The sequence below is a fragment of the Streptomyces sp. NPDC002785 genome, assembly GCF_040295565.1.
Taxonomy (GTDB): domain Bacteria; phylum Actinomycetota; class Actinomycetes; order Streptomycetales; family Streptomycetaceae; genus Streptomyces.
In genome coordinates, this window is record NZ_JBEOVN010000039.1 from 1 (window position 1) to 17845 (window position 17845).

Here is a 17845-nt window from a genome sequence, read left to right on the forward strand (position 1 = left end):
ATATCCCGCTCCGCGGGATATGCCCCGGCTTGCCGGGGCATAGAGCGCGAATTGCGCAAGCGCAATTCGAATTCCGGCGCAAGCGCCGGAATTGAATTCCGCAAGCGGAATTCAAAAGGCAGGGCATTCGCGCAAGCGCGAATTGGAGGCGACCGCGCAAGCGCGATCACCCGGGCTGGCTACGGGGGAAGGTGCATCACGCGCGAGGCTGTGTAGGGCTTGGGAATCCCAGCCACCACCCCCGCAACGAGAGTGACGGACCATCGGGCCGCATGGGTACCGGCCTCGCCGCAGCGAAGGGTTCCGCTGCGCTCCACCCTGACCCCTCCCCCACTCCCGAACTTGCTCGCTCGCGTTCACCAATACCCCGCCAGCATACACGCCAACCGGCCACCGTGGGACAGAATCCGACGAGACGTCACCTGAGGGGGCGAACATGCTAAGTAGGCGATGCATCACGTAAATGCACTGTGTAGCGTTTGGGTCCGTGCCGCGCCACCCCTGCCCCGGCCAATCAACTTCCGGTTGAATTCAGAATTGCGCGGCCCGAAATAGTTCAGCCACGGAAAGGACGCTCCGATATGGGACCGGTTGAATTCGACGTGCGGAGGTACCGGAGCCGATCGGCCGCTAGGCCGGGCGGCGGAACCGCCTACCGGCACCAGCCACGCTTCCTTGGTTTTGATCGTCGCGGCCGGTACCACCCGAGACTCAGAGCCGCTGCTGCCGCCTACAGTCCGCCACCGGTCCCGCGCAGCCGCGCGCGAAGCCGCCTCAGCCCCGCTCGCGAACCGACGCGCAGCAGCTGGTGGGCCGCCGCCGGATGGAGATCCTGCGGCCTTGCCCGGCTGGTCGCAGCCTCGCCGCTACATGCAGCGGTTGGAGGGCACAGTCGCGGTCGTGGGGGGCGCGCCTCTAACTACCAGATAGGCGCGAAGCTGTGACCTGCGGAAACGCGAAAGTTGTATTCCCCTGCACGCATAGATCGCGGTCGACCGGCCGGAGATCTATGCGGCCTAGCCGACTAGATCTCTCCTGGCTAGGGACACGTCGAAAGTGAATGGATCTCACGCATAACATCACTCGTGAGGTATGTTATGCGCCTCAGTGATCATGAAGGAGAGTCAGTGGCTCAGCGCGTGAGAAGCAGTGCGTCGGTGCCGTCGAGGACGACGCCGCTGGCTCCTGTCCCGGAGCCGGAGCGGGATTACGTCAACGGTCTCGAGTCCGCTGCGGCCCTGCTCACCAAGTTCAAGGAGTTGTCCAAGGGCGGGACGCTCACCTACGACCGCAAGCGCCGTCCCTACGCGTTTTACGGGACGAACCACCACAGCGTCTCGGACGTGCTTCAGGCGAACCTGTGGAAGTTCCGGCTGACGACGGTGGCCCGGGACGTGCTGGACTACATGGTCACGCACCATGACAAGAAGGGCTTGGTGGCGACCACCCAGGCGAAGCTGGGCGAGCACTTCTGCTGCTCACAGACCAAGGTCAGTAAGGCCATCGGAGAGCTGAGCCGCCACAACTTCACCTGGAAGGAGAAGCGCGGCGTGTACCAGCTCAACCCGCTCTACGCTTTTAGGTGGGGCAGCGACCGTCACCGGGAGCTGGTCGTGGGGCTGCAGGACGTATTGCTGGAGCACCAGATCGAGATTCCGACGGTTGGGAAGAAGGAGACTTCGCGATGAGCAGCACGATTGCCGGATTCCGCGACCCGCAGATGTACGAGGTCCTGCCCAACGCGTGCCTGTCGTCGACGGCCCGCGACATTTTTGACGTGCTCACCGCTCGCCAGGAGCCCGGCGGCCTGGTCCACATCCGTCAGCAGGAACTCGCCGAGCGCCTGGGCCTGTCGCAGTCCGCGGTCTCCCGCGCGATCGGGCAGCTGCGCGACAAGGGCATCATCAGCGAGCGCCAGCGCAAGGGCACACTGCTCATCCACCCGCTGCTGGCCAGCTACGAGTCGCTCGCCCATATGATCAACCACATCGAGGCCCCGGACACCCACGTGTGGCCCATCAACTTCCCCGTCGGTGACATCCGCCCGCCCCGCGTACGGGACGGGCGCACCGGCACCGACTTCGACCCCGACCCGGACGGCGGTGAGGACGCGCCCGCCCCCGACGTGCGGCCCGCCCTCCGGCTAGCCGGCTGAACCGCCGCCGTACGTCGCGCACCACCACGGCGCCCCCCGATGCCAGGAGGGCGCCGTCGTCGTTCCCGGCCGGGACAGGGCAGCGCCGGTAGCACCAGATAGACCGGATCGTTCTGGAGCAGCAGAACAACCAGCAGCCAGCCGGACCGCAGGCACTGCATGCAGCAGGGCGAGCAGCGTGCAGCAGCTGGCCGTGCTGCACCGGCCGGGGCCGGCCTGCTACCCGTGCAGCACCCGTGTGCCGCCTGGCCCATGCAAATGCTGCGCTGCACCCGCGACACCACCCTGCTGCACCCCGACGACCACCACCAGGACGACGGCTACCACCCCCGCTACCCATCGAGCAGCACCCGCTGTGCACCCTGGCGAGCAGCACGGCCAAGAGCAGCGGCATCCTGTTGCCGCAGGCCCTCGACTCACACCTCACACCCTCACAGCGCGCCTCGCCCACCTGGGGAAACGGGCTGTGTGCCACGCAGGAGCGCCGGGGTGAGTGGTCTATAGGACGGTGCCGTGCAGGGCGCGGCGGTCGCCGGACATTGCGTAGCGGCGGGCGGCGAGGCCGTTGTCGAGGTTCTCGCCGATCTGCTCGCACAGTGGCGCCAGGACGTCGGCGGCCGCGGCGTCGGACAGGTAGGCCGGGGCGACTTCGAGCATCAGCTCACCGAGCTGATGGGTGTGGGCGGCGAGCTCGTCGACGACGCGGCGGAGTTCGACGAGCGCGGGATCAGCCGGCGGATCGGCGGGCGGCGGAGGCGGGGCGGTGCGGAGGTCGCGGACGGCCTGGAGGACCACGGCGCGCACGGTGGGCTCATCAAGGGCCGTCAGGCCGCTGTGAGCGAGCGCGACGAGTCGGCGGGTGATCAACTGCGCGACGGTGTCCGTACGGCCGGAGACGGCGATCAGGGCGCGTTGGGACAGGCCGTAGTCGAGCGCGGCTGCGGCGGCCGGGTCGCTGTCTCGCGTGCGAGACGTCCCGGGGCCGGCTGCGACGGCGTCGTGGATCGCGGCCAGGGCGCGGGCGACGTCGAGCAGCCGGTACGCGTGGGCGCGGCTGATGCCGAACTCCGTGGCGCAGTACGACTCCCACGAGGTGAAGCCCAGGGGGAGCCAGACCTTGGCGGCGTGCGCGGCGCGGACCCGGGCGGCGAGCACCGCGACGGAGCGCCGGACGTCGTCCATCGCCGCGCGCAGCCCGGCCGTCATGTCGCGGGCCTGCGTCGTGGTCAGCGTCGGCCGTGCCGGTTCGGCGACGTCGTCCTGGTCCTCGTTGTGCTCGCCCATGACTCCATCGTCCTCCGCGGCGCCGGGCCCGAATAGGGCGTGCGGAAGCACCGGCGCGAGCCCTGTCTCACAGCCTCACAGCTCAGCGCGTCCACCTGGAAAACGCCCTGTGAGGCTCATAGACCTCACAGGGCGGGGCTGTGCGTGACTCCGGTGCCGGTCTTCGCGGATCAAGTCGTCTCGCCTACGGTCGCCTTCATGAGCAGCGACGGCGTAGTGGTGGATGAGGCGGTCCGTGCGGCATGGAACACCTACCGGGTCCTGGAGAAGCGGACGCCCGCCAAGGAGCGCCAGGAGGCGCAGCAGCGGGTGAAGGCGGCGATGGACTCCGTCGGGCGTGAGGAAGTCTCCCGGGGCACGGTGTTCCTGGTGGGGGTGCTGACCGGGTACTTGATCGCTGAGCCGCCCGGGGGCGGGGAGCAGCTCGATCCGCTGAACGACCTCATCCCTGCCGTGATCCGGCGGCTGCCCTCCTTCGAGATGGCCGACCCGGAGCAGGTGCCGATGGTGACCGGAGTCCTCATGGCCGCCGCCATGGGCATGGACACCGTGGCCTGGCGCGACCGGTTCGGGACGATCGAGCCGAAGGAGGCCATGGTCCACGGCTTCGTGCTGTGGCTGCTCGCGGACCTCTTCGACTCCCTGGTCGACAAGCCAGGAACCATAGACGAGCTGATGCGCGAAACCTTCGGGACCATGGGCACCTTGGAAGGCTGACGTAGCACGAACGGCGGTCGGCGTAGCTCTGGTGGGCCGGGCTCATTGAGCAGCGGAAGGCGACCGTGACGTCGCCCAAGCCGTCGACCGAGCTGTGGGCGCGGGCTCCTGGTTCCCGGTGTGCTCGCCCACGACTCCATCGTCCTCCGGAACGGAGGGTGTGCCACCAGGGCGTGCGGCAGTGAGCCGACGAGTCGGTCTCACGGCTCTGCTGATCAGCGGTTCACCGGATCGAGGGGTGGGCGTGCTGGATGCTGACGGAGGGGAGGGTGACGATGCATCGCCGGGATGGACCTCACAGGCTCATAGCCTTACAGGTCAGCACGTTCACCTGGGGAAACGGGGTGTGAGCCTCACACATGGCAGGTGGCTGAGGGGCGTCAGCACCGTCCTACGATCCGCGTCATGAACAACGAGACCGACGCGGTCCGGGTGGACCCGCGACAGTTGCCGCCTGACAGCTTCACCGACTCCGACGTCGTCAGGATCGAGCTGGTGAGCTCGGCCGCATCCATCGCACGCCGCCTCGTCCGCTACGTGCAGATGGTGGGCGAGGACCAAGCACAGGCGGGTGATTACGTGCGTCTGGCGAAGGTCCATTACGCGAATGACTCCCTGATGAAGGAGGCGGTGGTTGCCGAGCGGGTCCGCGGTACGAGCTGGGAGGTTCTCGCAGAGGCTCTTGGGGTGACTCCGGAAGAGGCGGAGAAGGAGTGGGGCGGCGCGGAAGCGAGATGGCGTCGCGAGACCCCCGTCACCAGCGTCTATCGCAAGGACCCTGGGTATTTCGCGGCAGCCGCCGACGAGTACATCACCACGGACAACCCGGGGCGGATCGGCCCCGCCGGGGGCCGGCCGTTGTCAGCTTCCCTGGACGCGGCAGCTCACGTCACCGGCCGGGATATCGCCGCAGCGGATCAGGCGTTCGCAGGCGCTCCTGTCTGCGCGCACTGTTCCCGCTGAGCCCTGCCTCCCTGTCGTACGCCTTCATTTGCCGGGCAGGCGCTGTCGGTTCTTCTCCTTCCCGGCCGCCTTCCACACCTGGGCGCATGAGCATCCGGCCGCACTGTAGGCCCTGTGGTGGGCGCTGACCGCCTTAGCAACGCGAACGAGGACCGATGCCGAAGAAGCCACCGCACGATTTGACGTACGGCTACAACCCGGAGACGAAGACGGTCCGGGTCGATCAGCACGACCTGGCGCGGCTGCTGTTGATGTTCCGCTCGCTGATGCGCGAGCGGAAGCCTGACTCGTGGGATCACATGAGGGACTACGACCTGTCCTTCGAGCGCCTCGCGGACGCGGTTGATGCCAGCTCGCAGATCCGGTACGGCAAGCGCTGGACAGGGCCTGATCTGCGGATGCGCTGCACCACGACCGAGGCGGTCTACGACTGGCCGAACGGCGCCCCGTACAACGGGGAGGCGACGTTCACCTGGCTGGTACCGGGTTACGGCTCGCACGCCACCAAGGACGAACGCTTCCGGGGCGTCACGCACCAGGCGCTGTGCGGGTTCAGCTGGGCGAAGGACGACAGGCCGCGCCGGGTGGAGGGTCCGCCGGACTGCCCCGAGTGTCGACGCGAGGTTCAGCTTGGTGCCGACCGCCCCCGTGGCAACTGGTGACTACTGGGCGGATATGCGTTGCCGCCCAGGTGGCACCTGGTGGATACGGCCCCTCGGGCTGCGGGTTCCCCGGCACACTCGGCCCACCAGCCTGCGTGGACGAGGAGAAGTGCGATGCCCAAGAAGACCGCCCCGGACGACGCGTACGACCCCCAGAGCAACACGGTCCGCGTCGGGCGGCACGACCTGGAGCGGCTGTTGCTGGAGTTCCGCTCGCTGGAGAGCCAGCAGGCGCCCGGCAGCTGGGAGCACATGGGTGACTACGACTTGTCCTTCGAGCGGCTGGCCGACATCGTCGACGCCGCCGCTCAGGCCCGTCAGGGTGCCCGCTGGGAGGGTCCTGACCTCCGGATGCGCTGCACCACGACCGAAGACGTCTACGCCTGGCCGGAGGGCGCGCCCTATGAGGGCGGGACGACGGCCACGTGGAACGTGCCGGGCCATGGTTCCCACGCCACCGATCCCACCGAGGATCTGACCATGTCGCTGTGCGGCTTCAGCTGGGCGGAGGGGGAAGGGCGGGGTGTGAGCGGCCTGCCGGACTGCCGCGAGTGCCGACGGGAGGTACAGCTCGGTGCCGACCGCCCCCGCGGCACCTGGTGACCCCGGCGCGGATCCACGGTCCCGTCCAGGTGGATACGGCTGCGGCTACGATGCGGAACGCCACGACCCCGGCAGTTGCGATGCCGGGGTCGTGGCGTTGTCACCGGGTGGCTATCCGAGCCAGACGATGTTCAGCACGGTCAGCCGGCGCAGCGTCCGGTTCACCCAGTAGGTGAGGGAGAGCTGGCCGACGGACGCGTAGCGCACGTCCTCGCCCTCGAGGTCCTCCGCGTTCCACTGGCCGAAGCCCCACGGGTCGCCGGCGGCCGCGCCCAGGATGTTCCACACGGTGTCTTCGACGTGCTCGGGCAGGGTGTCGAGGACCTTGGCGGCCGGTGCGGAGAAGCGGACCGCGTACGGCTGTCCGCTCACCGGCGCCTTCCCCGCAGCTCCGCCATGTCGATGGCCTCGCTGTCGTCGTAGCCGGAGGCGACGAACGCGTCGACGGCCGGGGCGTGGGCGAGTCGGCCCTGCCAGTCCTGGACGACCGCGTACAGCCCGCCGAGGGAGAACGTCCGGCGGGACTCCTCCAGTGCCGCCGCCCACTCCCGTTCGAAGGCCGGCACCCACTGCGGAGCGCGCCGGTCGGCGCGCAGCTGGGCGAGGAGTTCGGCTGGAGCTCCCGGGGCGGGGGCGTACGGCGTGACGGGGGCGTGGTCGGGCTGCGCGCTCATCTGGTCCTCCCGGCGGGTCGTCACCTCACCGTACGCGCGCCGGGTGGCCGTGGAAGCGGACATGCGGTGATCCCTCCTACCGGGTGCCCAGGGCGCGGGCGACGGCCTGGGCGTGCTGGCGCAGCGCCAGGTCCTGCTTCTCCCATGTGGCGGCCACGTAGTTGAGCAGTCCGGCCGTGGCGCGCTCTGAGTCGCTTGGGTCGCTGGTCAGCAGCCGGTCGGCGGCGTACGAGACGTCTTCGGCCGGGGTGGGGTAGTCGTCGGCGTCGGCGTCCGGGTCGACGTCCAGGACCAGGAGGTAGCGCACGCCGCCGCGGGTCTGGACGGTGATGGTGTCCTCGCGCGGGGAGTCCGGCGTGGCAACGTAGAAGTCGGGGTGGTTGAGGATCGCTGCGGCGAGGGCCTCGGTGAGCGCCGGCGCGGGCAGGATGTCGTCCGTGGTCGGTTCGGCGTCCTGCAGGGTGAGGTCGAAGCCGTTGCCCGCGAGCGTGGTGAAGGTGACGCGGTCGGAGCCGGGTTCGGCGTGGGCACCGAGGATGTGCGGGCTGCCGCGCAGCGCGTCGGCGATGCGGACCGGGTCGTGGTCGGCGTCGAGCAGCGGGCTCTTGTCGTGGTCGATGGCCGGGAATTGAGCGGTCATGCTTTCGCTCCTCATTAGTAGTCCAGGTCCAAATAGTCGATGTCGGAAATGGAGACTTCCGAGAGTCCCATAGCCCGGCCTCCGCCGTCCTGGAAATACACGTCTTTCAGTCCCTCGGCAATAATTTCGCGCATCTGCTGGTCGCTGGCCCCGGCGTCGCGGGCGTCGAACAGGCGCTGCGCGTACACCGGAGGGAGGTGCACGGTGAGTCGCCGGAAGCGGCCGTCGTCGGTCGTGCCGACCGGCGCGGTGTAGCCGAACCGGGCCCGCGTCTCCACCGTGACCCCGCCCGTGGCGGCCGCCTGCTTGCGTCGACGCTTGCGGATCAGCGGCTGCCAGCGGGAGCGTACGGTCGCGTCGATCTTCGCGGCGATGCCCTTCGGCGGGTGCTTGCGCTCGCCCTTGCGGTAGCGCTCCACCGACCGCTGGCTGATCCCGAGCTCCGCCGCGACGGCCTTGGTCGTCTTGAGCTGCTTCATCAGGAAGTTGATGCGGCCCTGGAGGGTCTTGGGCGGCTCCTTGGTGAACGCTTCCCGGTCGGCGCGCTCGATGGCGTCTTCGATCTCTCCCACGGCCTTTACTCGCCTTCGTCCAGGACGGCGTCGTGGCCGTCGCCCTTGATGTGCCGGGCCGGGTTCAGGCCCCTCTCCATCCAGTCGACGGCGAGGGCCATCTCCTGCACTCCCTCCACCTTCGCCAGACCCGGCGTGGGCCCGAGGCGGAACCCGCCGGGCTGCGGCTTGCCGGACGCGGCGTACGGCAGGAAGTCCAGCGGCGAGGCGCCCGGCGAGGGATAGACGACGCAGTCCGAGAGCACGGCGAGGGGGTACAGGCCCGTCATCGACGCCATGTTGCGCAGCTTGCGGTGCATGTTGACCCGGGCCTTGCTGATGACGGCGGCGCGGATGTCCGGACGCCAGGTGGGCCGCTCCAGCGCCGGCCACCGCTCGCCCTCCTTGTAGTGCTTGCCCTGCGGGCGCTCGCGGAGCTTGCCGACGCCGCCCTTCACCGTGGCCTTGATGGCGGACAGGACGGCGGCCAGGGCCGGGTCGACCTGCTTGTGCTGCTCCATCGCCGCCAGGAACTCCGTGTCGGTGAGGTCCTTGGTGACGCCGAGGTCGGCGAGGGTGTCGACGTAGGCGTTCTTGAGGCGGTCGTGCCACGGGTCCAGGTACGCGCCGGTCTCGCGGCGCAGGTACGCCTCGATCGGGTGTACGTCGTGCCCGAGCTCCTGGGCGTAGGCGACGGTGTGCGTCTGGTACCAGGCCGGGCCCGTCGGACGGGTGCCGTCCGGGGTGAACGGCGACGGGAGGCGCGGGTCCAGCTCGATGTGGGAAAGGTCGACCAACCAGCTTCCGGGGATCTTGGGGTTGAACTTCGGGGCGTGGAAGTGGTCGGGCGCGGACAGGCCGACGACCAGGCGGGCCGCGGCGGCGAGGAAGGCGGTGTTGAGGTCCAGGCCGACCGCGAAGGGCAGCATGCACTCCTCATCGGTGAGCGTGTCCACCGACCGCACCCACTGGTACGCCTCCTCGTTGAGGAAGCCGCCGGTCCAGCCGCTGTTCACGACGACGGGGTGTTCCGGGGTGGCCTCCGGCGGTGCCGGGTCCATCGGCTTGGTGCCGAGCGAGCCGGGGTTGTGGCCGGACACCCAGTTGCCGGTCTCCGGGTCCTGCACGGCCTTGGTCGGCGGGCGCAGCGCGGTCATCAGCTCCAGGCCGGAGACAGCGGTGGAGCCGCGCGGGGTGATGACCCGCTGGGCGTACACCCCGAGGACGCGGGCGATGTCGGCCGGCTCCATGTCGGTGACGCCGGGCCAGGACCGCTCATCGAGGGCGTCCCAGGACAGGATCGCCAGCTGCACGCACTGCCGGTCGCGGCCCTGCGCCTTGCGGTAGATCCGCGCCCACGGGCCGAAGCCCCGCTGGGTGAGCTGCCACTTCGCCTTGGCCACCTGCTTGACCACGGGGTGGTCCTCCGGCAGGCGCAGGGAGCGACGCTGCTCGTGGCCCTCCAGGCGCTCCGGCAGCCCGAGCTTCACCGCGGCCGCCGCCGTGAGCACGATCAGCGGGTCGCTGTCCTTGCCGTACCGGTTGAGCTTCGCGGCACCGAGGCCGGACTCCTTGAGGGTCCACTCCACCAGCTCCGGCACCGTGGTCGCCGGGCAGTCCAGCACGATGCCGTCGACGCCGTACGCGGAGCCGTCACCGTCCAGAACGGCGAGCGGGCCGTGCGGAAAGCGCGGGTCGACGGCGGGCTTGGCGGCCTTCTTCGCTGCCGGACGCCGCGATGTCGCCGGGCGCGCGGGACGCTCGGGCGCGGCAGCGGCGGCCGGGGCCTGTGCCGGGTCGACCGTGTCGGTGGCCTCGGGCGCGGTCGGACCGGTGAACGTCTTGGGCACCGGAGCGGGCTGCGGCACGGAGGCCGGAGCGGAAACAGCGTGCGCGGGGTACTTCGCGGCCCACCCGTTCAGCAGCCGCTGGTACGCCGACAGGCGCGGCTCCTTGGGCTCGCTCCGGCCGTTCTCGTAGTTCTTCACCGTCTGCACGGTCGACTTCAACGCCTGCGCGAGGCGGGCCTGCGTGATGCCGGCGGCCTCACGCAGCCGGGCGCGCTCTGCCGGGGGCGGGAGCTGCGGCTCCTCCTCCAGCAATGCGTCGATGTTCGCAAACAGCTCTTCCTCGGATGCCATGTGGAGCTCCTTTCGTACCGCCACCCTAGCATCATTTACCCTAGTCTTTAGCCCATTTTTTTAACCCGTTCGGATTCCCTGGAGGGTGGGGGTGGACATGCAAGAAGGCCGCCCAGCGGATGCCGGACGGCCTTCGATGAAGTCTGAACCCTGGGCGTGTGGCCTGCCCCTTTCGGGGCTACCAGGGACAAATCCAAGGTCTTCCCCAACAGCGTACTCGCGCAGTGCGCCCGCCCGCAGGGGGATGCCCGCAGAAGCCGCGCGAGCGGCGAGTCACGCAAGAGCCCGCTGCGCAGGTGGCCGTCATTCCTTGGGATTCAGGGCGTGGCTCGACATCATCGAGAGCGTCTGCACCGACGTCATCGGCCCCGGCTACCGCCAGGAGCACGGACCCGTCGCCCACCCCGCCGAAGGCCGGGACGACGCCCTCGCCCGTTCCGCGTTCTCCCGCATCGAGACAGCCCGCTGGGACCAGACCTTCACCCGCACCCTGGACGAGCTCGTCGGCCTGCAGTCCTCCTTCTCCTACTCCAGCCCCGCCGTCCTCGGCACCCGGCAGGCCGCCTTCGAAGAACGCCTGCGCCGCGAGCTCACCGCGTTCAGCCCGAACGGCACCTTCGAGAACACCGTCCCCATCGAAGCCGTCATCGCCACCAGGCCGTAGCCGTCCGGCCGGTTGAAGAACCGCCGCCCGCCGCCCCCCTCTGCCCGCGACGCACGATCGGGCAGGCCGGCCCGCGGCGGGGAGCGGCCGACTGGGGTGACACCGGCCTTCAGTCCTCTGGCGTCGCCTGTTCGCTCTCAAGATCGGAAAGGAGGCGCTCAAGGCGCTGGTGGGCGCGGGCGTACGAGATCTGCTTGGTCACCGCTTCGGTGTACGCCGCGTCGGGTGCTTTGGGGTTCGCGCCCTTCAAGAGGCTCGCGAGCTGCCCGGCGAGGACGGTGACGATCTCCGTACTGCCCTCGGGTCCGCGGGCCAGGAGCAGCGCGCGTACCTCCTGGTCGTAGTGGTCGAGGACCTCCTCGCTCACCGTTTCCTGACCGGCCCGGTCGGCCAGGAAACGGCGGACCAGCGCCACGGCGTCGCCGAGGGGCTGGTCGACCCGGAACTCCTGCTGGGCCGCCTGCGCGGCCTGGGTGAGGGCCGTGGCCGGGCGCGGCTCCGGGGTGTTGATGAGGCCCTGGGCTCGCCATTCCTTGTAGGGGGGAGCTCCGGCGGCGGCGCGGCGGGCCTTGTGGTGGTTGGTCGGGTAACCGCCGGCGCTCCGGCACGCCCGGCCGACGACCGCACCACACGCCGTGCACTCCACCCGCCGGAACCAGCTCTTGGTCAACTCGGTCAGCTGGCCCGACTTGAGTTGCGGCCGCCAGTACCCCCAGCTCTCCTGCTGCGTCATGAGCCCTCCCCTCGCTCCGCTCCATCCTGGTCCGCCGGGCGACCGCCGTGCAGGCGAAACGACGGTTCCGGCCACGGCGAGGAAGACTCGCCGGTCTTCCGCCGGGCGGGCGACCTGGAAGCGGCGGTGCGCGCCCAGACTGTGCGGCCCGGTCCGTACGCCGCTTCCCCGCCGCCCCGGACTGGGCACGAGGCGAGGCGACTTCGCGGATCGCGCCCCGCTCGGGCCCGGCTGCGCCGTACGGTCGTTCCACGGATGGCGACCAGGCGGTGACGCCAGGTCAGGAATGGGAGGGGATCCGAGGATGGTCAACGCCCGTACGTACCCGCTGTGGCGGGAGCTCGCGATGAGCGAGGACCTCCCCAAGGAAGCCCTCAAGACGGTGATCGAGGCTCTGTGCACCCCGGCGACGACGCCGAACGGCTTCGACTCGCGCGCCGACCGGTGGCGGGAGGAAGCCCTCACGGCCGCACTGCCCGCGCTGCTGTCCCGGACGTCGGCCAAGCGGCTGCGCGGCCGGCTCCTGATGCACGCCGACGAGAAGACGCTGGCCGCCCTGGCGGCCGCGGGCACGGTGACCGCCGCCGACGTGCCCGCCATCCTGCGGCACCGCCGGGCCTGGGCCGGGCTGGTCTCCGCTCTGGCACGGCACCCCGGGCAGGTCGAGGCCGCTATCGCCCTCCTGCCCCGGCTCTCCAGCTACGAGGTGGAGCAGGTCGTCCGGTCCTGGGATCCCGACCACTTCACCCGCACCGAAGCGGACGCACCGGCCCCGCCCGTGCCACAGGAACTGTTCAATGCCGTCCTGGAAGCGTGCCTGACCCCGCTCGCCGCGTTCCTGCTCCACCCGGAGCCCGAAGAGGGCTGGGAGGCCGTGTCCGACTTCTCGAAGGACTGGTCGCTGGACCTTGCCGGCCACAGCGGCGGCTGGGCGATGCTGGCCCGGTGCCCCGAGCGGTGGGCGGAGCTCGCCGCACACCCCACGCTCGGGGCGGCCGTCCAGCACCTGCTGCTGGACCAGGCCGAGACCCAGGCCCTCGAGGACGCCCGTCTCCGCGCCGCCGGCGCCGACCCGGACAGCGAGGAACATCCTGCCGATCCGGCTCCCGTTCTGAGCGAAGCGCTGCTGCTCGCCTGCCTCCCGGCACTATGCCTGCCTGAGCTGGCCGAGCTGCCCAACCCGCAGGTGACAGCCCGCAGGACCCTGCACCACATCGCCAACCGCGTCCACAAGAACCCCCGCCTCGCGACCCTGGCCGCCGACCAGCTGCACGCGGCCACCGACGCCCTCGTGGCCCACGGCCAGCTGCTCAGCCCGCCCGAGAAGCAGGACGGCGACCACGACTTCGACGGCCGCGTCCTGCGCCTCGCCGAGGACCTGGCCCTCCTCAGCGCCAACCCCGACCATCTCGCCGGGGCCTGCGCCCAGCTCGCCGGCCTGGATCAGCCGGCCGTCGTCTCCCCCGCGCCGAGCCGGACCCTGATCCGCATCATCGACAACGTCGATCCCGACCACGACCGCCCGGCCCGGCTACTGGAACGCCACAACGAGCACCGCCGCGTCCAGGCCCTGGCCGCCCTCGCCGCCAACCCGCACACCCCGCACGCCGCCGTCACCGACGTCCTGGACGGGCTGCACCCCGCGGAGCTGGCCTGGATCGCCGAGAGGGCCGACGGCCCCGACTGGCTCCTGGACGCGGCAGCGTCCGTCCCGGCCGACGAGGACGAAGACGACGGTGTGCTGCGCCTGGTGAGCGACGACGAACTCGCCAAGCACCCCGACCCCGCGGCCGTCCTGCAGTCCTGGCTCGACTCCCCCGCCACCGGCGACATCCTCTCCCGCTCCGAGATCTACCGGGCCGTCGTCAAGTCCCGCCACCACACCCCGGAGCACCTGCTCCAGATCCCCGCCGACGAGATCCTCTCCCGCAGCGAACCCGAAGTCGCGCTGCAGATCCTGCTGGACCGCTGCGGACGAAACACCGACCGGTGGGCAGCGCTCGCCGCCGCGATGACCTTCGAGTACGACGAAGAGAAGATCACCTTCGGACAGCTCCTCGACTCCCTGGACCGCATACCCGCCGATGCGCAGACCTCCTGACCTCCATCGCCCGCCTCACGCGAAAGCAGCGCCACGTGACGGACCAAGAAGGATCATGGGCCGAGGCTCTGGCCGAAGAGATACGGGCCACCTACCCGAGCGTGCGCCTTGAACTGGGAATCGATCACGGCCCGTACCTCGTGCTCTTCTCGATCGTCGTCCCGGAGAGCCGGCGAGGGAATGGGATTGGCAGCCGCGTCATGCAACACATCACCGCCGCAGCGGACCTGCGGGGCGTACCCGTGACGCTCAGCCCGAGTGACGCCTTCGGCGGGGACCCGGTCCGGCTGGATGCGTTCTATCGACGTTTCGGCTTGATCACCAACACCTGGCGCGGTGAGATCGGCGCCCCAAGAGAGAGCATGGTCCGCGTGCCGCCCGGCTCCGCCGCAGCGGGTGAAGCCCCGCCGGTATATCCGTGGCAAACCTACTGACGTTCTCGTGGCCGAGGAAGCCGCGCTGCGCGGGCCGAAGGCCGGCGTCTGGGCTCTGGTCAGTTCGCGGCCCGACGGTCGTCGTCGAGGTGGACCATGGCGTAGACGTGTTCGTCCGGATGCCGGGCCAGGCGGGCCATCACCCACGCGGTCCGGGCGTCCATCCCCTCGCCGAAGTCGGCGGCCAGGCGGCGTGCCTGCCACGTCGTCTGCGGGGCCAGGACCCACCGCGTGAACGAGAAGCGGACACGGCCGGTGCCGGCTGTGGTCCGGCCCGCCCTGTCGGGGAGGTCCTCGGGGGCGGCACCGGGGAGATTCAGGTCGGTCACGATCGCGAGTGTGGCGACGGCCAGGACGTCATGGCCGTCGCCGGGCCAGAGACCACCAAAACGGGCGACGCTGCCGGGGTCGGGTTGACGCCCAGAGAGCCCCATGTTCTTTACGCCGTACATCGGACACAGGGCGGTCTTGTGGCAGCGGGCGGTCAGGCGTCAGGGTCGACTTCGCGGTGCGTGAACCGCAGGGGCTTGCTCAGCGACCGGGCGTAGGCGATTTCGGCTCGGGTGCTGTCTCCGATGTAGTCGCCGACCACGAGCACCTCATCAGCGAGCCGGATCTTCGCCCGGTGAAGATCGTCGAGTCGAACCTTCAGCGCCTCGGCCTCGACAGGATCGGACCAAAGTTCGTGGGGCGACTTCATGTCAATGCCCGGTTTGACGACGATCTTTCCGGCTTTGGTTTCCCGCAGATCGGCCTCGTTCATCTCGGTCATGAAGCGGGTGGAGCCGCAGATCACGACGATACGCGGGAGGCTCAACAGCTTCTTCGCGTCGGCGAGCTTCTCCTCGGGGGTGAGCGGCTGCGGGTATGACACTGGTTCCTCCTGGTGGTGTGGTCGAAGGGCTGCTTGCGGAAACGAGAACGAGGGCGCACTCGGCCTGGACGCCCCGGACGACGACGAAGACCTGCGGGACGTCGTCGAAGCCGACGCCGAACACGTCTTCACCGACTGGCGCTTCCGCCGAAGCCGGCCGAACGGAGCGCACGAGCTCACCCGGCCTGACGCAGCGCCGGAGCCCTGGCCGCACCGACCTGCCCGGCACGCTCGGCGCGGGCGCGGCGGATGGCGGCGTCCTGGACGGCGGAGGCGGTCTCGCGGGCCTGGGCGCGATAGTCGGCGAAGGCCGCTTGGGCGTCGGCGGGAATGTGGGAGGGGTCGCTGTCGTCGGGCGCGTCGGGACGCTGGTGGGCGGGGTCGACGGCGGCGAGGTGCGCTTCGAGGGCGAGGCGGTAGCCGGCTGATGCGGTCTCCCTGGTCTTCACCGGCCCGGCCGCGGCCGCGGCCGCGCCCGGGGTGGGGCGGTCGGCGGTCGGGGGCGGGGTGGTGTCGACGGTGCCGGGCGGCAGGACTCGCAGTGCCCGTACGGCGGAGGAGCCCACATGTTCGTTGGCGGTGGCGATGATCCGGGCGGTCAGGAGGCGGAGCTGGGTGGCGTAGGCGGGTGAGTCGGGGCGCAGGTCGAGGCGGCCGGTCTCGGGGTCGTAGCCGGTGGCCTGGACGTGGGCGGGCAGGGTCGGGGAGACGGCCGTGGCGATGCCGGGCCACTGGGCCAGGACGGTGCCGCCGGCAGCGGGCATGTCCCACGCGCGCTCGGCCATCAGGTGCTGCAGGACGGCGGCGAACCCGGCCGGGTCGCGCCGGTCGGGCAGCGCGGCGTTGGGCCGGGGGCGGCGGCGGGGTGTGCGGGTGGCCTGGCCGCGGGCCTTCGCGGCGGCGCGGGCCTGGTGCAGGGCGATCCGGGCCAGGTCGGCGCCGGCCCCCGGCGCCCCGGCCGCACCGGACCCTTCCATCGGGGCCGAACCCGCGGCCGGGGCCGGGGCGGGCGTCGTGGAGGAGGGCGCGGCCGGCGGGGTGGGCGGCTGGGTGAGGGTGTCGGTCATCGCTGGGTCCCGTCGATTGTGACGTGGCAGCTGGCGTGCGCGAGACGCAGGGCGTGGCGGACGAGGCCGGGGCCGTAGAGGCGGTCGGCGCTCTCGCGGCCGCAGGCGTCGACGAGCGGGGGGCTGGAGCGCGCCTTCGCCCTGGCCGAGCCGGTGCGCCGGATCGCCCAGCCGCTGACGGTGCCCCCCGGCGTCGACTACCACCGCCTGTCCGCCAGCGAACACCGGTGGATCTTCGACGAGCTGATCATCCCGATGTACCTGAGCGCCATCACCCCGCAGGACGACCCCGTCAGCCTGTACGTGATGGGCCCGCAGGGGGCGGGAAAGTCCTACATGGCGCGCATGCTGCGCCGTGCGTTACGCCAGCGCAGACCCACCGGGATCGAGGGCGGCACCTTCTCGCCGGCGAGCTCGGCAGGACCCTGCCGTCCTTCGACGTGGCACTGCGGACCTACTGGGAGGCGGCCCACCCCGGCGAGCCCCTCGACGAGTACATCCGGCGGACCGGGATCGCGGGCCGGGTCACCAACATGCTGCCTGGCCAACTCCAGGCCGGAGTAGGGGAGGTCGCGGCCGCCCTCCAACTGCCCGGCCTGGCCGGCTCGGCCGCCGGACAGCTCACCTCAGCCCTGGTCACCGCACTGCGCGAACGCCACGAGCGCGCCCAGGCCCTTGCGGGCGCTGCACGGACCGCGGCCCTGCTGGAGGCACCCCGGACTTGGAAGCCTTGTCTTACTACCCGCATCTTCTGGCCTGGGACCTGAGCCGGCTGCCCGCGAAGAAGGCGGTGACGCCGGTGGTCCTGCTGGACACCTTCGAGGACACCGCGGACCGCCACCGCGACCTTGAGCGGCTCCTGCAACGGCTGGTCTGGCTCATGCCGAACGTGTTCTTCATCCTCGCCGGGCGCAGCCGCCTGCAGTGGGCCGACCCGGGCCTCCACGTCGCCCACCACATGGCCGGCCTGCCCCTGCCCGGTCCCACCACCACGCAGTGGATCGACAGCCCCGACGCCGTCCGCGCCCGCTGGCAGCACCTCGTCCACACCCGACGTACCCGTACCGGCCGATAGCCGCAGCCTCATCGCGGCGCCGAGGCAGAGGTTCGTGGGTCCGGACCGCACACGGATCGAGGCCCGGACCTCATGTGGTCCGGGCCCCGATTTCACCCTGGCCTGTTCAGCCGCAGGGCCGTGAGGTCACTGGGTGTCGGTACTCTTGCCCACGAGCGAGGACAGCAGCTCGACCATGGTCGCGTTGACCGTGCACTGCTCGTCGATGAAGCCGTCGATCTTCCGCTCCAGCCCGTCCAGACGCTGGGTCATGTGGCCGCTGAGGTTCTCGACCTTCTGGTCCAGGTTCCCGACCTGCAGGCGCACCGCGGTGAGGTCGGACTTGATGATCCCGAACTCGCGGGAGTCCTGAGCCGAGCCCTCTTCGAAGCGCCGGGTCAGGGCAGCGAGCTCGCTGTGGGCAATGGGGTCCTCAGGCACGCGGCACGCTCCCGCCAGATCATGAAAAACAACAGACATCAGGAGCCTCACGATATCGCGGGCACCGGACACCGAACCCCAGCCCAT

General features: G+C 70.4%; 22 protein-coding genes. 11 read left to right on the forward strand and 11 right to left on the reverse strand.

What is annotated here, in order from left to right; all coding sequences use genetic code 11:
- Nucleotides 1-1127 precede the first annotated feature (1127 nt).
- Nucleotides 1128-1688, forward strand: coding sequence for a hypothetical protein (locus ABTZ94_RS12610; RefSeq protein WP_351200290.1), 561 nt, complete (start codon nucleotides 1128-1130; stop codon nucleotides 1686-1688).
- Nucleotides 1685-2155, forward strand: a complete 471-nt coding sequence (locus ABTZ94_RS12615) for a helix-turn-helix transcriptional regulator (protein WP_351200292.1) — start codon at nucleotides 1685-1687, stop codon at nucleotides 2153-2155. The genes ABTZ94_RS12610 and ABTZ94_RS12615 overlap by 4 nt, the downstream gene beginning before the upstream one ends.
- A gap of 498 nt (nucleotides 2156-2653) precedes the next feature.
- On the opposite strand, the gene ABTZ94_RS12620 is transcribed toward ABTZ94_RS12615, so the two are convergent.
- Complete coding sequence (locus tag ABTZ94_RS12620) at nucleotides 2654-3439, reverse strand: hypothetical protein (protein WP_351200294.1); 786 nt, start codon at nucleotides 3437-3439, stop codon at nucleotides 2654-2656.
- A gap of 198 nt (nucleotides 3440-3637) precedes the next feature.
- On the opposite strand from ABTZ94_RS12620, the gene ABTZ94_RS12625 reads away from it, so the two are divergent.
- The 4 genes from ABTZ94_RS12625 (at nucleotide 3638) to ABTZ94_RS12640 (ending at nucleotide 6384) form a co-directional block, all read left to right on the forward strand.
- Complete coding sequence (locus ABTZ94_RS12625) at nucleotides 3638-4156, forward strand: hypothetical protein (RefSeq protein WP_351200296.1); 519 nt, start codon at nucleotides 3638-3640, stop codon at nucleotides 4154-4156.
- Between the two features lie 405 nt (nucleotides 4157-4561).
- Nucleotides 4562-5119 (forward strand): hypothetical protein, encoded by a 558-nt coding sequence (locus ABTZ94_RS12630; protein WP_351200298.1) that lies wholly within the window; start codon nucleotides 4562-4564, stop codon nucleotides 5117-5119.
- A 155-nt stretch (nucleotides 5120-5274) separates the two neighbouring features.
- Nucleotides 5275-5781 carry a hypothetical protein gene (locus tag ABTZ94_RS12635; RefSeq protein WP_351200300.1) on the forward strand — a complete coding sequence of 169 codons (507 nt, stop codon included), beginning with the start codon at nucleotides 5275-5277 and terminating at the stop codon, nucleotides 5779-5781.
- A gap of 114 nt (nucleotides 5782-5895) precedes the next feature.
- A complete protein-coding gene (locus ABTZ94_RS12640; RefSeq protein ID WP_351200302.1) occupies nucleotides 5896-6384 on the forward strand; it encodes a hypothetical protein in 489 nt (162 codons plus the stop codon).
- 111 nt (nucleotides 6385-6495) lie between these two features.
- Here the strand turns inward: ABTZ94_RS12640 and ABTZ94_RS12645 are convergent, their stop codons facing one another.
- From ABTZ94_RS12645 to tap, 5 genes are all read right to left on the reverse strand, one after another.
- Nucleotides 6496-6756 carry a hypothetical protein gene (locus ABTZ94_RS12645; protein WP_351200304.1) on the reverse strand — a complete coding sequence of 87 codons (261 nt, stop codon included), beginning with the start codon at nucleotides 6754-6756 and terminating at the stop codon, nucleotides 6496-6498.
- A complete protein-coding gene (locus ABTZ94_RS12650; RefSeq protein WP_351200381.1) occupies nucleotides 6753-7058 on the reverse strand; it encodes a DUF6247 family protein in 306 nt (101 codons plus the stop codon). The genes ABTZ94_RS12645 and ABTZ94_RS12650 overlap by 4 nt, the downstream gene beginning before the upstream one ends.
- Before the next feature lie 76 nt (nucleotides 7059-7134).
- Nucleotides 7135-7698, reverse strand: coding sequence for a hypothetical protein (locus ABTZ94_RS12655; RefSeq protein WP_351200306.1), 564 nt, complete (start codon nucleotides 7696-7698; stop codon nucleotides 7135-7137).
- Between the two features lie 14 nt (nucleotides 7699-7712).
- Nucleotides 7713-8270 (reverse strand): telomere-protecting terminal protein Tpg, encoded by a 558-nt coding sequence (gene tpg, locus ABTZ94_RS12660; RefSeq protein ID WP_351200308.1) that lies wholly within the window; start codon nucleotides 8268-8270, stop codon nucleotides 7713-7715.
- A gap of 5 nt (nucleotides 8271-8275) precedes the next feature.
- Complete coding sequence (tap, locus tag ABTZ94_RS12665) at nucleotides 8276-10390, reverse strand: telomere-associated protein Tap (RefSeq protein WP_351200310.1); 2115 nt, start codon at nucleotides 10388-10390, stop codon at nucleotides 8276-8278.
- Nucleotides 10391-10700: 310 nt separating this feature from the next.
- Here tap and ABTZ94_RS12670 point away from each other — a divergent pair, with 310 nt between their 5' ends.
- Nucleotides 10701-11054, forward strand: a complete 354-nt coding sequence (locus ABTZ94_RS12670; RefSeq protein WP_351200312.1) for a hypothetical protein — start codon at nucleotides 10701-10703, stop codon at nucleotides 11052-11054.
- Between the two features lie 109 nt (nucleotides 11055-11163).
- On the opposite strand, the gene ABTZ94_RS12675 is transcribed toward ABTZ94_RS12670, so the two are convergent.
- Complete coding sequence (locus ABTZ94_RS12675; protein WP_351200314.1) at nucleotides 11164-11787, reverse strand: zinc finger domain-containing protein; 624 nt, start codon at nucleotides 11785-11787, stop codon at nucleotides 11164-11166.
- A 304-nt stretch (nucleotides 11788-12091) separates the two neighbouring features.
- On the opposite strand from ABTZ94_RS12675, the gene ABTZ94_RS12680 reads away from it, so the two are divergent.
- Together ABTZ94_RS12680 and ABTZ94_RS12685 are read left to right on the forward strand one after the other, a co-directional pair.
- Entirely contained in the window at nucleotides 12092-13888 is a 1797-nt protein-coding gene (locus ABTZ94_RS12680; RefSeq protein ID WP_351200316.1) for a hypothetical protein, read from the forward strand.
- 35 nt (nucleotides 13889-13923) lie between these two features.
- Nucleotides 13924-14322 carry a GNAT family N-acetyltransferase gene (locus ABTZ94_RS12685; protein ID WP_351200317.1) on the forward strand — a complete coding sequence of 133 codons (399 nt, stop codon included), beginning with the start codon at nucleotides 13924-13926 and terminating at the stop codon, nucleotides 14320-14322.
- Between the two features lie 59 nt (nucleotides 14323-14381).
- On the opposite strand, the gene ABTZ94_RS12690 is transcribed toward ABTZ94_RS12685, so the two are convergent.
- The 3 genes from ABTZ94_RS12690 to ABTZ94_RS12700 all read right to left on the reverse strand — a co-directional run bounded on the left by ABTZ94_RS12690 (nucleotide 14382) and on the right by ABTZ94_RS12700 (nucleotide 16263).
- Nucleotides 14382-14756, reverse strand: coding sequence for a hypothetical protein (locus ABTZ94_RS12690; RefSeq protein ID WP_351200319.1), 375 nt, complete (start codon nucleotides 14754-14756; stop codon nucleotides 14382-14384).
- A 50-nt stretch (nucleotides 14757-14806) separates the two neighbouring features.
- Complete coding sequence (locus ABTZ94_RS12695) at nucleotides 14807-15196, reverse strand: hypothetical protein (protein WP_351200321.1); 390 nt, start codon at nucleotides 15194-15196, stop codon at nucleotides 14807-14809.
- A gap of 176 nt (nucleotides 15197-15372) precedes the next feature.
- Nucleotides 15373-16263: a DciA family protein gene (locus ABTZ94_RS12700; RefSeq protein WP_351200323.1), complete on the reverse strand. Its 891-nt coding sequence runs from the start codon at nucleotides 16261-16263 to the stop codon at nucleotides 15373-15375.
- 440 nt (nucleotides 16264-16703) lie between these two features.
- On the opposite strand from ABTZ94_RS12700, the gene ABTZ94_RS12705 reads away from it, so the two are divergent.
- Both ABTZ94_RS12705 and ABTZ94_RS12710 read left to right on the forward strand, forming a co-directional pair.
- Nucleotides 16704-17030 carry a hypothetical protein gene (locus ABTZ94_RS12705; RefSeq protein WP_351200325.1) on the forward strand — a complete coding sequence of 109 codons (327 nt, stop codon included), beginning with the start codon at nucleotides 16704-16706 and terminating at the stop codon, nucleotides 17028-17030.
- The gene (locus ABTZ94_RS12710) at nucleotides 16985-17338 is read left to right on the forward strand and encodes a hypothetical protein (RefSeq protein ID WP_351200327.1); all 354 of its coding nucleotides are present in this window, start codon (nucleotides 16985-16987) and stop codon (nucleotides 17336-17338) included. Before ABTZ94_RS12705 ends, ABTZ94_RS12710 begins: the two co-directional genes overlap by 46 nt.
- A 126-nt stretch (nucleotides 17339-17464) precedes the next feature.
- Here ABTZ94_RS12710 and ABTZ94_RS12715 read toward each other — a convergent pair whose 3' ends face one another.
- Entirely contained in the window at nucleotides 17465-17758 is a 294-nt protein-coding gene (locus ABTZ94_RS12715) for a hypothetical protein (RefSeq protein WP_351200329.1), read from the reverse strand.
- Nucleotides 17759-17845 lie beyond the last annotated feature (87 nt).